The 13,978-nt window shown below is 68.3% G+C and carries 8 protein-coding genes; 7 read left to right on the forward strand and 1 reads right to left on the reverse strand.

The features are described 5' to 3' along the window. The first annotated feature begins 122 nt into the window (after window positions 1-122). From ACU5AX_RS03135 to ACU5AX_RS03150, 4 genes are all read left to right on the forward strand, one after another. On the forward strand, window positions 123-1,919 hold the full coding sequence (locus ACU5AX_RS03135) for an acyl-CoA dehydrogenase C-terminal domain-containing protein (protein ID WP_446689630.1): 1,797 nt from the start codon (window positions 123-125) through the stop codon (window positions 1,917-1,919). Window positions 1,920-2,119: 200 nt separating this feature from the next. After that, window positions 2,120-2,536, forward strand: a complete 417-nt coding sequence (locus tag ACU5AX_RS03140) for a DUF2147 domain-containing protein (RefSeq protein WP_446689631.1) — start codon at window positions 2,120-2,122, stop codon at window positions 2,534-2,536. Window positions 2,537-2,571: 35 nt separating this feature from the next. Further along, the gene (locus ACU5AX_RS03145) at window positions 2,572-3,891 is read left to right on the forward strand and encodes an OmpP1/FadL family transporter (protein ID WP_446689632.1); all 1,320 of its coding nucleotides are present in this window, start codon (window positions 2,572-2,574) and stop codon (window positions 3,889-3,891) included. A gap of 336 nt (window positions 3,892-4,227) precedes the next feature. Then, on the forward strand, window positions 4,228-5,769 hold the full coding sequence (locus tag ACU5AX_RS03150; protein WP_446690456.1) for an MDR family MFS transporter: 1,542 nt from the start codon (window positions 4,228-4,230) through the stop codon (window positions 5,767-5,769). On the opposite strand, the gene ACU5AX_RS03155 is transcribed toward ACU5AX_RS03150, so the two are convergent. Next, window positions 5,681-6,622 carry a LysR family transcriptional regulator gene (locus tag ACU5AX_RS03155; RefSeq protein ID WP_446689633.1) on the reverse strand — a complete coding sequence of 314 codons (942 nt, stop codon included), beginning with the start codon at window positions 6,620-6,622 and terminating at the stop codon, window positions 5,681-5,683. The two genes, ACU5AX_RS03150 and ACU5AX_RS03155, sit on opposite strands and share 89 nt — an antisense overlap. A 104-nt stretch (window positions 6,623-6,726) precedes the next feature. Between ACU5AX_RS03155 and ACU5AX_RS03160 the strand changes: the two genes are divergently transcribed. From ACU5AX_RS03160 to ACU5AX_RS03170, 3 genes are all read left to right on the forward strand, one after another. Beyond that, the gene (locus ACU5AX_RS03160; RefSeq protein WP_446690457.1) at window positions 6,727-8,823 is read left to right on the forward strand and encodes a malate synthase G; all 2,097 of its coding nucleotides are present in this window, start codon (window positions 6,727-6,729) and stop codon (window positions 8,821-8,823) included. Between the two features lie 30 nt (window positions 8,824-8,853). Then, window positions 8,854-11,247 (forward strand): DUF3772 domain-containing protein, encoded by a 2,394-nt coding sequence (locus tag ACU5AX_RS03165; protein WP_446689634.1) that lies wholly within the window; start codon window positions 8,854-8,856, stop codon window positions 11,245-11,247. Window positions 11,248-11,360: 113 nt separating this feature from the next. Then, a complete protein-coding gene (locus ACU5AX_RS03170; RefSeq protein WP_446689635.1) occupies window positions 11,361-13,970 on the forward strand; it encodes a TonB-dependent receptor in 2,610 nt (869 codons plus the stop codon). The last annotated feature ends 8 nt before the right edge of the window (window positions 13,971-13,978 follow it).

Genomic DNA, 13,978 nt, shown 5'->3' on the forward strand with positions numbered 1-13,978 from the left:
CAAACCGTCATGCCGGACTTGTTCCGGCATCCACGTCTCCGTGAACGCCACGCATGTGTGGTGCACGGACGAGTGGACCCCGGAACAAGTCCGGGGTGACGGGAGGAAGAGGACCAGGACCCATGCAAGTCTACACCGCCCCGTTGCGCGACATGCGCTTCGTGCTGCACGAGCTGTTCGCCGACGATCAGTTCGCCAATCTGCCCGCCCATGCGGACTTCACCCCCGACCTGCTCGACGCGGTGCTGGAGGAAGGCGCACGCATGGCGCAGGAGGTCTTGCTGCCGCTCAACGCCAGTGGCGACCTCGAAGGGTGCCGGCTGGAAAACGGCGTCGTCCGCACGCCCGCCGGCTTCAAGGCGGCCTATGATCAGTTTCGCGAGGGCGGCTGGGCGGCGCTCGCCTCGGCGCCCGAATGGGGCGGCCAGGGCCTGCCGGAAAGCCTCAACAAGCTGGTCGAGGAGATGATCTGTTCGGCCAATCTGTCGTTCAGCCTCTATCCCGGCCTGACCCACGGCGCGACCACCGCGATCGAGGGCCATGCGTCCGAGGATCTGAAGCGGGCCTATCTGCCCAAGATGGTCAGCGGCGAATGGTCGGGGACGATGTGCCTGACCGAATCGCATTGCGGCACCGATCTCGGCTTGCTCCGCACCAAGGCGGTGCCGCAGGACGACGGCAGCTACAAGGTGAGCGGCGCGAAGATCTTCATCTCGTCGGGCGACCACGACCTGACCGACAACGTCGTCCACCTCGTCCTAGGCCGCCTGCCCGACGCACCCGCCGGCGTGCGTGGCATCAGCCTGTTCCTGGTGCCGAAATATCTGCCCGACGCCGCCGGCAATGCGGCCACCGCCAACGGTGTCAGCGTCGCCGGCATCGAGCACAAGATGGGCCTCAAGGCGTCCGCCACCTGCCAGATGGTGTTCGAGGATTCGACCGGCTGGCTGGTCGGCGAACCCGGCAAGGGCCTCGCCGCCATGTTCACGATGATGAACACCGAGCGCGTCTCCGTCGGCATCCAGGGGCTCGGCATCAACGAGATCGCCTACCAGTCGGCAGTCGCCTACGCCAAGGACCGGTTGCAGGGTCGCAGCCTCGCCGGCCCGGCGCGCCCGGACCTGCCCGCCGACCCGATCATCGTCCACCCCGACGTGCGCCGCAGCCTGATGACGATGCGCGCCTATGCGGAAGGGTGCCGCATGCTCGGCCAATGGGCCGCCCGCGCGCTCGATGCGGAAAAGCACGCCGCCGATCCCGAGCTGCGCCAGCGCGCCGCCGATTTCGTCGCGCTCGTCACCCCCGTGGTCAAGGCGCTGTTCACCGACCTCGCCTTCGACGCGGCGAACCATGGCGTCCAGATCCACGGCGGCCACGGCTATATCCGCGAGACCGGCGTCGAGCAGTTCGTCCGCGATGCGCGCATCTGCCAGATCTATGAAGGCACCAACGGCGTCCAGGCACTCGACCTCGTCGGACGCAAGATGCCCGCGCACATGGGCCGCCAGCTCCGCCCCTTCTTCCACGCCGTGTCCAATCTGTGCGAACAGATGGCGGGCGTGCCCGACAAGGCGCTCGCCGGCATGACCGCCGGCCTGCAGCAGGCGTTCGGCGCGTTGCAACTGTCGACCGCGACGATCGCGCAAAAGGGCATGAAGGACCCCGAGGAGGCCGGCGCCGCCGCCACGGACTATTTGCGCCTGATGGGCCTGGTCGGTATCGGCCATTGCTTCCTCAAGGCGGCGAAGATCGCCACCGACCGCCTCGCCGAGGGCAGCGACGATGCCGCCTTTTATCGGGCCAAGCTCGCCACCGCCGGCTTCTTCTTCGACCGCATCCTGCCGCAGGCGACCGCGGCCTTTCTCGCGATCAAGACCGGCAAACGTTCGACCATGGCTCTGGAACTGGAGGCATTCTGACGGTTTTGCAGGGTTGACAGCGCCGCCACCGCGACTAGGCCGGCCGGTGACTGCCGTATAGGGCAGCCGGCTCGCCATTAGGTCGCTCGACTGACCTGGCGTGCCGGTAAGACGATCGCAAGCATGCGGCGTCCAGGACCAAGGTCACTGTTCGCCCCCGCGGCTGTTAGCGGGGGCAATGTCCGGAGAGGAGTTTCATCATGTCCCTGCTTCTGCTTGGCGCCTTGCTCGCCGCCGCCCCGGTCGCCGCCCCGTCTGCGGATTCCGCGATCGGCACCTGGAAGACCGAGACGCGCGGCGGCGTGGTCGAGATCCAGCGCTGCGGTCCGTCGATCTGCGGCCGCCTCGTCACCTCCGAACTGCTGCGCACCCAGCCGGACCTCAAGGACACCAAGAATTCCGACCCCAAGCTGCGCAACCGCCCGCTCAAGGGGCTGCTGCTGCTCAGCGGCTTCAAGGCCGACGGCGACGCGTGGACCGGCGGTTCGATCTACAAGGCCGACGAGGGCAAGACCTACAAGGCCACCGTCACCCCGATCGACGCCAACACGCTCAAGGTGCGCGGCTGCATCTTCGTCCCGCTCTGCAAGACGCAGACCTGGACGCGCCTGCGCTGATCCCTCTTTTTCGATGACAACTAAAGGGTATTACCATGTCTCTGCGTAACAAGGTCGCGCTGACCGCCACCGCTTTGCTCGCCTCGGCCGGCTGGAGCGCCGCCGCGCACGCCCAGGCCTTCTACCTTCAGGAACAGTCCGCCCGCGGCGCCGGTCGCGCCTTCTCGGGCGAGGGTGCCGATACCGGCGCGCAGTCGCTGTGGTGGAATCCGGCGTCGATCGCCGGTATCGACCGCGCCGAAGCGGCGATCCAGGCCGCGGTGATCCTGCCCAAGGGCCGGGTCAACAACAACGGCACGGTGATCTGCCGCCCGGCGGGGGTGAGCTGCGCCAATCCGGCCAATTACCGCCCGGTCGGCGGCGACCAGAGCGCCAAGGATCCGATCAACAACGGCGTGCTGCCGTCGGGCGCGGTCGCGGTGCCGTTCGGCGACAAGGTCGCGGTCGGCCTCGCCGTTACCTCGCCCTATAGCTTCACCACCGATTACGCGCCGACCAGCTGGACCCGCTACAGCGCGCTGCGCACCAAGCTGCAGACGATCGACCTGCAGCCGAGCCTGGCGATCGCGCCGACCGACTGGCTGCGCATCGGCGGCGGCGTCAATGTCGAGCACGTCTATGCCAGCCTCGGCAACGCGCTGCCTAACCTGACCTCGACGACCGACGGGCGCCAGAAGCTGGAAGGCGACGGCTGGGATCTCGGCTGGTCGGCTGGCATGCAGATGCACAACAGCTGGGCGACGATCGGCGTCAGCTACAAGTCCCGGATCAAGCACACGCTGACCGGTGATCTGACGATCAGCGGCCTGGTCGGCCCGCTCGCCGGCCAGAATGCGACGCTCTCCGACCTGAAGGCGACCTTCTACACGCCGGCGCAGACGATCGTCTCGGGTCGCTTCAAGCTCGCCTCGCCGCTGACCTTCAATGCCCAGATCGTGCGCTATAACTGGAGCAAGTTCGACGCGATCCGCCTCGGCTCGCCGCTCAACGTCGCGCTGCCGGAGAATTATCGCGACAGCTGGAGCCAGGCCGGTGGCTTCGACTACGAAGTCTCGCCCGCACTGACCCTGCGCGCCGGCGTGCAGCATGCCAACACGCCGACCCAGAACGGTCTGCGCGACGCGCGCGTGCCGGACGCGGACCGCTGGAACTACGGCGCCGGCGGCACCTTCCAGCTGACCCCGCGGATCGGCATCGACTTCGCCGGCAATTACGTCGACTTCAAGGATGCGACGATCGACCGCGTGACGGCGGCCTATGCCGGCACCGCTGCGCAGACCCCGGTGCTGACCAACGGCACGCTGACCAACGCCCATGCCTTGGTCTTCTCGCTCGGCGCTCACGTCGGCTTCTAAGCACTGAAGGCTCCCCCGGCGGGAGGGGCCTGACACCAAATCCTCCCCGCCCGCGGGGAGGTGGCAGCGCATCGGCGCTGACGGAGGGGGCTTTCCACACGGCGCAACGCGTGCGGACGGCCCCCTCCACCGCCTTCGGCTTGTCTCCCTCCCCGTGCTGTGGAGGATTCCTGCCACCCCCTCGATAAGTCACCCAACCTCCCCTATATCCCCGTCACCGCCGCGACAGACGACGCAACCTCCCGGGAGAGCCGGCCGTTCGGGCTCCGCCACCGTCAGGGATATTTCCGTCCGTTGCAGTTCCATCTCCCCAGCGCCCTCGATCCCCGCCAGTATCTGCGCCCGCGCCGGCGCGGCATCGCCTCCGTTAACGCGGAGGTGCGCGACGGCATCGTGCCTGCCGGCAACGCCATCGCCCAGACGCGCGACGAGGACGACGGCGTCGTCCCGATCCGCAACTACCGCACGGTCGCGCTGATCATCGCGACGGCGATGTTCATGGAGAATCTCGACGCCACCGTGCTCGCCACCGCCCTGCCGACGATGGCCCGCGACTTCGGCGTGCGCGCGCCGGAGATGAGCATCGCGCTCACCTCCTATCTGCTCGCGCTCGCCATGTTTATCCCCGCCTCCGGGACGATGGCTGACCGGTTCGGCGCGCGCACCGTGTTCCGCGCCGCGATCGGCCTGTTCGTCGCCGGCTCGCTGGCTTGCGGCCTTGCCCCGAGTCTGCCGCTGATGGCGGTGGCCCGCTTCGCGCAGGGGATCGGCGGCGCGATGATGATGCCGGTCGGCCGGCTCGTGCTGCTCCGCTCCGTCGCCAAGCGCGACATGGTGTCGGCGATGTCGTGGCTGATCATGCCGGCGCTGATCGGCCCGATCGTCGGCCCGCCGCTCGGCGGCTTCATCGTTACCTATCTCGACTGGCGCTGGATCTTCTGGCTCAACCTGCCGATCGGCATCGCCGGCATCTGGCTGGTCGGGCGGTTCATCGCCGACATCCGCGAGGATCATCCCCATCCCTTCGATCCGGCCGGCTTTGTCCTGTCCGGCATCGCGCTCGGCTGCCTGCTGATGGGGTTCGAGATGGCGAGCCGCAGCGGCGAGGGCCGGCTCGCCGCGACCTTGATCGCCGGTGGGGCGATCGCCGGTGCGCTCTACCTGCGCCACGCCAAGCGCGCCGCCCACCCGATCCTCGACGTCGCGCTGATGCGCGTGCCGACCTTCCGCCTGTCGGTGATCGGCGGCTCGCTGACCCGCATCACCCAGGGCGCACAGCCCTTCCTGTTGCCGCTGATGATGCAGCTCGCCTTCGGCCTGTCGGCGGCGCAGAGCGGCGCGATGACCGTCGCCGGCGCGATCGGCTCGTTCGGCATGAAGGGTGTCGCCCGCCGCATCCTTGCCCGCTTCGGCTTCCGCAACAGCCTGATCGTCATGGGCGTGCTCGGCACGCTCGCCTATGCCACCTGCGGCCTGTTCCGCAGCGACTGGCCGCTGTGGGCGGTGTTCGCCGTGCTGGTCGTCTCCGGCTTCCTGATGTCGTTTCAGTTCACCGCCTACAATACGATCGCCTATGACGAGATCGACAAGGCGCGGATGAGCGCGGCGACCAGTTTCTATTCGACCTTCCAGCAGCTGATGCTGTCGCTCGGCATCTGCGCCGGCGCCACGGCGCTGCACGCGTCGATGGCGTGGAGCGGCCGGTTGCGCCCTGCCTTCCCCGATTTCTCCGTCGCCTTCTGGACGGTGACCGCGATCTCGCTGTGCGCGGTGCTGGTCAACGCCCGGTTCAAGCGGGATGCGGGGGCGGAGCTGACCGGTCAGGCACCGCCGCCGGTGGCAAAGTCCAGCCGTCGGGATCGATCCGCGACTGCATGAAGTCGACGAACGCCGCCACCGCCGGCCGCACCCGCGGCGCCGGCAGGTGGACGGCATGGACCGCCGAATCGGTCGTCCCCTCCCACGGCGCCAGCACCCGCACCAGCCGCCCCTCCGCCAGCAGGTCGCCGACGTCCCAGATCGATCGCAGTGCGATGCCCGCACCGTCCAATGCCAGTTCGCGCACCATCTCGCTCGAATTGGTCGCCACCGCGCTCGGCCGGTCGATCGTCGCCGCCGTACCGGGCGCGACCAGCCGCCACGGCATCTGCCCGTCCGCCGCCAGCAGGCGGTGCGCGGCGAGTGCATCGATCGACGTCGGCACACCCCGTTCGGCAAGATAGCGCGGCCCCGCGCACAGCACGCGCCGGCTCGTCGCCAGCCGATGGCCGACCAGCGGCGGCCTGACCGACGGCGCGATCCGTATCGCCACGTCCACCCCCGCCGACGCCAGATCGACGAAGCCGTCGTCCAGATCGATGCGCAGCGCCACCGCCGGATAGGCGCGCAGGAACGAGCCGAGATGCGGTGCGAGATGCAACCGCCCGAACGACGTCGGCGCACTCACCGTCAGCCGGCCGGCGGGTGCCGCTGTTTCCCCCGCGATCCGCGCCTCCGCCTCGCGCACCGCGGCGCGCACCGGATTCAAATCGTCGCGAAACTGCGCCCCCGCTGGGGTCAACACCAGCCGCCGCGTCGTCCGGTGCACAAGCCGCACGCCCAGCCGCTGCTCCAGCCGCGCCAGCCGTTTCGACGCCATCGCCGGCGAGATGCCGATCGCCCGCGCCGCCGCCGACAGGCTGCCCGCCTCGGCGACCAACGCGAAGAGATCATAGTCGGGATCGAGCGGCATTCTTTCCTCTATGGAACAGGAGCTTCAACATCTTTGCCCCTACCGCACAAGTCGCCGCGACACTATGCTCGCCGTCGCTGAACGAGGGAGGTTCCATGTTGTCGATGGTCGCGCGCGCCGGGCTGCAGGTCGATCCCGGCCTCGTCGCCTTTGTCGAATCGGAGGCGCTGCCCGGCAGCGGTGTCGCACCCGGCACCTTCTGGGACGGCCTCGCCGACCTGTTCGCGCGCTTCACGCCCGACAATCGCGCGCTGCTCGCCGAGCGCGACCGGCTGCAGGCCGCGATCGATGCGCGCTATCGATCCGGCGCCAGCGCCGACGAAGGCTTCCTGCGCGAAATCGGCTATTGCCGGCCCGAACCCGACCCCTTCACGATCGATCCGCAGGGTGTCGATGCCGAGGTCGCCGCGATCGCCGGACCGCAGCTGGTCGTGCCGATCCTCAATGCCCGCTTCCTGCTCAATGCCGCCAATGCTCGCTGGGGCAGCCTCTACGACGCGCTCTACGGCAGCGACGCAATCCCCGGCGCCGCGGCCGGCGGCGGCTACGACCCCGTCCGCGGCGCGGCGGTGATCGCATGGGCCAAGGCGTTCCTCGACGAGGCGCTGCCGCTCGCCGACGGCTCTTGGGCGACGCTGATCGGCGAGCCGATCCTCGCCGACCCGACCGCCTTCGTCGCACGCAGCGACAAGGGCCTGCTGTTCCGCCACCACGGCCTGCATATCGAGGTGGTGATCGACCGCGACCATCCGATCGGTCGGGATGATCCCGCCGGCATCGCCGACGTCGTGCTGGAAAGCGCGGTGACGACGATCTGCGACCTCGAGGATTCGGTCGCGGCCATCGACGGACCGGACAAGGTGTCCGCTTACGCCAATTGGCTCGGCCTGATGCGCGGCGATCTGTGCGCGAACTTCGAGAAGAATGGCCGCAGCCTCACGCGCCGACTCGCCGAAGACCGGACCTATACCGCGCTCGACGGGACGCCGCTGACCCTGCCCGGCCGCAGCCTGCTGTTCGTCCGCAACGTCGGCCATCTGATGACCACCCCCGCCGTCCGCCTCGCCGACGGTTCGGAAGCACCGGAGGGCATCCTCGACGCCGCCGTCACCAGCCTGATCGCGCTCCACGATCTCCGCGGCCCCCGCCGCAACAGTCGCGCCGGCTCGATCTATATCGTCAAGCCGAAGATGCATGGCCCGGAGGAGGCGGCATTCACCGACCGGCTGTTCGACGCGGTCGAGGACCTGCTCGGCCTCGCCCGCCACACGATCAAGGTCGGCCTCATGGACGAGGAGCGCCGCACCAGCGCCAACCTGGCCGCCTGTATCGCCGCGCTGCGCCACCGCATCGTCTTCATCAACACCGGCTTTCTCGACCGCACCGGCGATGAGATCCACACCGCCATGCACGCCGGCCCGGTGATCCCCAAGGCGGCGATGAAGACCAGCGCCTGGATCGCTGCTTACGAGGATCGCAACGTCCAGATCGGCCTTGCCTGCGGGTTCGGCGGCCGCGGCCAGATCGGCAAGGGCATGTGGGCCGCGCCCGACCGCATGGCGGACATGCTCGCCCAGAAAGGCGCCCACCCGCAGAGCGGAGCGACCACCGCCTGGGTCCCTTCGCCCACCGCCGCGACGCTGCACGCCACCCATTACCACCGGACCGATGTGGCAGACCGCCAGCGCGCTTGCACCGCGGAAGCCATTGCCCCCCTCGACGCGCTGCTGACCCCGCCGCTCGCCACCGGCCGCAACTGGTCGCGCGAGGAGGTCGAACGCGAATTGGACAATAATGCCCAGGGTATCCTCGGCTATGTCGTCCGCTGGATCGACCAAGGGATCGGCTGCTCCAAGGTGCCCGACATCCATGACGTCGGCCTGATGGAAGACCGTGCCACCTTGCGCATCGCCTCACAGCATATCGCCAACTGGGTGCTCCACGGCGTCGCCAGCATCGCCGATGTCGAGGCGGCGCTGGGCCGCATGGCAGCTAAGGTCGATGCCCAGAACGCCGGCGATCCGCTCTACCGGCCGATGGCACCGGATCCGGACGGCAGCATCGCCTTCCAGGCCGCCCGCGCGCTGGTGTTCGAGGGCGTCGACCAGCCGAATGGCTATACCGAACCGCTGCTCCACCGCTTCCGGGCGCAGCGCAAGGCGGCGGATGCGCCGCGGCAGGCCGATCCGCTCTTGCCCTGACCGCCCGTGTCGCGGCAAGCAGTCGCCGCCATGCCGCGTCTGCCGTTTCCGATCGCTTCGCGCCTGATCGCGCTGCTGCTGCTCTGCATGCCGGCGCTCGCCACGGCGCAGGTGCCGACCCCCGCCGACCTGACCCGCCAGATCGCCGCGGCGGGCGACGACGTCCATGCCGTCGACCGGGCGCTCGATTCACGGGTCGATCCGGCCGATGTCCGCGCGCTGCGCGACCGCGCCAGCGGCGCCCAGCAGAATGCGCAAAGCGCCGCCGACCAACTCGACGAGCAACGCGCCCTGCTCGACGCCCGTATCGCCCAGCTCGGCCCTGCCCCCGCCGCCGGCGGCGAGGCGCCCGACATCCACAGCCAGCGGCTGCGCCTGACCCAGCAGCGCAGCGTGCTCGACGCCGCGGTCAAGCGCGGCCATCTGCTCGCCGTCGAGGCGCAGCAGTTGCTCGCCGAGATGGATCGCAGCCAGGCGGAGGAGCTCAGCGAGCGCTTCACCGCCAAGGCCCCCTCGCCCGTCTCGCCGGACTTCTGGCGCCAGATCATCGTCAATCTGCCGCGCGACCTGCGCCGCATCGAGCTGTTTCTGTCGCAGGGTTCGCTGCAGGTCCGGGCGCAATGGCGCGGCGGCCTGCCCTGGCATGCCCTCGCCGGTGCGCTGCTCGCGCTGGTGCTGCTCTTCCCCGCACGGCTCGCGGCCCGCGCGGCGGTGCAGCGGATGCTGATCGAGGATGCCCCCGGCCGGCGCGTCCGCCGCTCCGCCAATGCGATGCTGCGGGTGCTGATCGGTACTTTGTTCCCGACACTCGCCGCCGCCGCCTTCGTCCAGGGATTGCGCTGGTCCGGCCTGTTGCCGCAGCGCTGGAGCGGCCTGCTCGACGCCCTGGTCGGCGCGACCGGATTCACCGGCTTTACGATGGCGATCTTCGGCGCCTGGCTGATGCGCGGCCAGCCGTCGTGGCGAATCGCCCCGCTCGACGACGACACCGCCAACGGTCTGCGACCGCTGACCCGCCTGCTCGCGCTGGTCGCCTTCGTCAGCCTGATGCTGCAGGCGTTCAACACCGCAGTCGGCGCCAGCGGTGCGGCGCAGATCGCCGCCCAGGCGGGCGAGGCGCTGATCCACCTGCTACTGATCGTCGCGACCCTGCTGGTCGTCGCCCGGCTGCGCGCCCGCCGCGCCGGCACGCCGGGCCAGGGCAGCACCGGCACCCGCGCCGGCCTGGCCGCAGCGACGCTCTTCGCCTGGATCGTGGTCGCCGTCGCGCTGGCGGCGCTGCTGCTCGGCTACATCAGTCTCAGCCTGCTGATGGCGCAGATGATCGCCTGGGCGGCGGTGCTGGGCTGTAGCGTCTATCTTTTGATGGCCGCGGTCGACGACCTGTCCACCAGCCTGTTCCGCCGTGACAGTCCGCTCGGCACCACCCTTGTCGCCGGCCTCGGCATACGCGGCAGCGCGGTGGACCAGTTCGGCGTGCTGCTGTCGGGTGTGCTGCGGTTGGTCATCGCGATATTGGCGATCGGCATGCTGCTGACCCCGTTCGGGGCCGGGGCCGGCCTGTCGGCGATCTTCGGCCGCATCGGCGTGTTGGCGCAAGGCGTCCAGGTTGGCGGGGTCGCGATATCGCCCTGGGCGATCCTGCGCGGGCTGGCGGTGATGTTCGTCGGCCTGGCACTGGTGCGCGCCTTCATGGGGTGGCTCGAAGGCCGCTACCTGCCGACCACCGATCTCGACGGTTCGGGCCGCAACTCGGTGAGCCTGATCGCCCGCTACGTCGGTGTCGCGCTGGCGGTGATCTGGGCCCTCGCCTCGCTCGGCATCGGGGTGGAACGGATCGCGCTGCTGCTCTCGGCCCTGTCGGTCGGCATCGGTTTCGGCCTGCAAGCGATCACACAGAATTTCGTGTCCGGCCTAATCCTGCTCGCCGAACGGCCAATCAAGATCGGCGACCTCGTCCGCGTCGGCACCGACGAGGGCGACGTCAAGCGGATCAGCGTCCGCTCGACCGAGATCGAGCTGGCCGACCATTCGACGCTGATCGTCCCCAATTCCGAACTGATCACCAAGTCGGTGCTCAACAAGACGCTGAGCAACGCGCTCGGCCGCATCCAGCTGCAATTCTCCGTGCCGCTCGGCACCGATGCCGATGCGGTGCGCACGCTGGTGCTGCAGACCTTCGCCGCCGAGCCGGCGGTGCTCGACGCGCCTGCCCCTGCCGCCTTTGTCGACGGCATCGCCAACGACCGTATCCTTTTCAATTGTTTCGCACACGTCGCCAGCGCCCGCGCCGCCTATCCCACCCGCAGCGCGATCCTGCTCACCCTGCTGCGCGTCTTCCGCGAACGCGGCATCGACATCGGCACCGTGCCCCAGAAGCTGGAGATCGTCGGCGGCACTGCGGAGATTCAATCGCCGGCCTAAGGCCGTGACCGCGCGACCACGTCACAAATAGGTAATCGTTACTTCACCAAATTGTCCTGCTTCCTTCGTAGCGCGCGGCATCGGCCGCCGCGGTGCGGCCCTGGGGGAAGATCATGACACTTCATCGGTTGCTCGCCGGCGCCTCCGCGCTTGGCATGTTCGTTGCCACCGCCGCCGCCGCGCAGGAGGCGCCCGCCGCCAGCAACACCGCCTCGTCGCAGGAAGCGGCGCAAACAGACGTGCAGACCGATGCCGACATCGTCGTCGTCGGCACGGCGCAGGGCGAGAAGAAGGCGATCGAAGCCAAGCGGCAAGCTGACAATGTCGTCGAGGCCCTCTATGCCAACGACGTCGGCAAGTTACCCGACCAGAATGTCGCGGAGGCGGTGCGCCGCCTGCCCGGTCTGTCGGTCGCCAATGATCAGGGCGAGGGCCGCTACGTCATCATCCGCGGCGTTAATCCGAACCTCGTCAACGTCGTGCTCAACGGCCTGACGCTGCCCGCCCCCGAACCCGACGGGCGGCAGGTCAAGCTCGACGACATCCCTTCGGCGCTAATCAATTCGGTGATCGTCACCAAGTCGCTCACCCCCGACCAGGACGCCAATGCGATCGGCGGCGAGGTCAACATCCGCACGCTCACCGCCTTCGACCGCAAGGCACCGCTGTTCGCCGACGCGCGGGTGCAATACGGCTCGTTCCACCTCAACGGCGAGCATCCGTACGAGGGCGACGTCCAGGTCGGGGGCCGCTTCGGCCGCGACGAGCAGTTCGGCGCAGTGCTATCGGTCAATTATTCGCGTCGGCCGGTCGAATCAGAGAATTTCCAGGGGTCGACCAACTGGCGATCGGTAACGACGGCCGCCGGATCGACGGTGCCGAGCGTGCTGCTGCCCGACCAGGCGGGCCTGCGCGACTATAATCTCGTGCGGACGCGCAAGGGCGTGGTGCTCAATCTCGACTGGCACGCTACCGATGCGGTGAAGCTGTTCCTGCGCGGCACGCTATCGCGCTTCGACGACAACGAAACGCGCGACCAGTTCATCATCGACAACGAATCGGCCGTCACCGCGAACAGCGCGACGACGGGCACGTTCCGCGGCCGCGGCAGCGAGCGCGTGCGACGCCGGCAGGAGGTGGACAACACCAAGTCAGTGCAGGCCGGCGGCAACTTCCGCTTCGGCGACGCCGCACTCGACATCGCGGGCGCCTGGACGCGCGCACAGAAGCGCGATCCGCTGCGCTCCGAATACAATTTCCGGACGGGCGGCAGTGCGCTCACCGTCAATTATGACGTGTCGGACACGCCCTACAACTTCATCCCGACGGTGCAGCCCAACGCCAATCAGACCGCCTACGGCCTCAACAGTGTCAACTACGACTATCGCAACGCGGTCGAGACCTTGTGGCAAGGCCGTGCCGACCTCACCCTGCCATTGTCCGTCGGCAGCGATAGCGCGATCAAGCTGGGCGTCAAATATCTCGACCGCCACAAGACCAACGATCGCGATTACCTGACCTATGGGCTGACCAGCGGGCGCACCTTCACGCTCGCCAACGTCTCCTACCTCGGCGATACGAGCTTCTACGATCGCTACACTTTCCCGGTTCGCGTCGGCTATGACACGGCACAGGCCTATGTCGCGGCGAACCCCGGCGTCATCACCGCAAATATCGCATCCAGCCGCGCCAACAGCCTTGCCAACGATTATGACGTGCATGAGCAGATCTGGGCCGGCTATGCGATGGCGACCGCGCATCTCGGCCCGGTGACGCTCGTGCCGGGCGTGCGCGTCGAGCACACGCAGGACCGCACCAAGGGCAAGCTGATCACGGCCAACACGGCGCTCAACAGCGATTACAATGCGTTCGGGTCGAAGAATTACACCAATTGGTTTCCGGGCCTGAACGCCAAATGGGAGGTGACGGACGGGCTGATCGTCCGCGCCGCGGCGACCACGTCGCTCGGCCGGCCGAATTATCCCGACCTGGCGCCCTATGCGCTGATCGACCAGACAACGTCGCCCAATACGGTGACGCTCGGCAATCCCAGTTTAAAGCCGTACAAGGCGGTCAATCTCGACAGCGCGATTGAATATTACCTGCCGGGTCAGGGCCTCATCTCGCTCGGCTATTTCTACAAGCATATCGATGATCCGATCTACACAGGCTCGACGCTCAATGTGAACGGCACCTATGCCGGCCAGGCACTGACCGGCGTGACGGTGACGCAGGCGACCAACGTCGACAGCGCGGTGCTGCAGGGTTTTGAGGCGAACCTGCAGGTCCGCTTCACGTTCCTGCCCGGCGCGCTCGATGGCTTCGGCATCGCCGCCAATTATGCGCACATCACCGGCCACGGCGAGGGCAATATTCCCGGTGGCCGCAGCGGGCGCTTCCCGCTGTTCCTCCAGTCACGCGACGTCGGCACGGCGCAGGTCTTCTTCGAGAAATACGGCGTCGCGATCCGCGCCGCCTATTCGTTCCGCTCGAAATATCTCGACACGCTCGGCACGACGGCGGCCACCGACCAATATACCGACACCAACGGCCAACTGGATGCCAACGTCAGCTACGAGGTGACGCCGCAGCTGACCTTCTTCGGCCAGGCGCTCAATGTCACCGATGCGCCGTGGCGGCGGTTCATCGGCACCAAGCCGCTGTTGGTCGAGCGCGAACGCTACGGCTACAGCTTCCGCTGGGGCGCGCAGCTGCACTTCTAGGAGAGCGT

The sequence above is a fragment of the Sphingomonas benefaciens genome, from assembly GCF_052907485.1.

Bases quoted from the DNA above. Each gene is read 5' to 3' on its own strand.
- ACU5AX_RS03155 (WP_446689633.1), bottom strand. From the start codon at position 6,622: ATGCCGCTCGATCCCGACTATGATCTCTTCGCGTTGGTCGCCGAGGCG.
- ACU5AX_RS03145 (WP_446689632.1), top strand. From the start codon at position 2,572: ATGTCTCTGCGTAACAAGGTCGCGCTGACCGCCACCGCTTTGCTCGCC.
- ACU5AX_RS03170 (WP_446689635.1), top strand. From the start codon at position 11,361: ATGACACTTCATCGGTTGCTCGCCGGCGCCTCCGCGCTTGGCATGTTC.
- ACU5AX_RS03140 (WP_446689631.1), top strand. From the start codon at position 2,120: ATGTCCCTGCTTCTGCTTGGCGCCTTGCTCGCCGCCGCCCCGGTCGCC.
- ACU5AX_RS03165 (WP_446689634.1), top strand. From the start codon at position 8,854: ATGCCGCGTCTGCCGTTTCCGATCGCTTCGCGCCTGATCGCGCTGCTG.
- ACU5AX_RS03160 (WP_446690457.1), top strand. From the start codon at position 6,727: ATGGTCGCGCGCGCCGGGCTGCAGGTCGATCCCGGCCTCGTCGCCTTT.
- ACU5AX_RS03135 (WP_446689630.1), top strand. From the start codon at position 123: ATGCAAGTCTACACCGCCCCGTTGCGCGACATGCGCTTCGTGCTGCAC.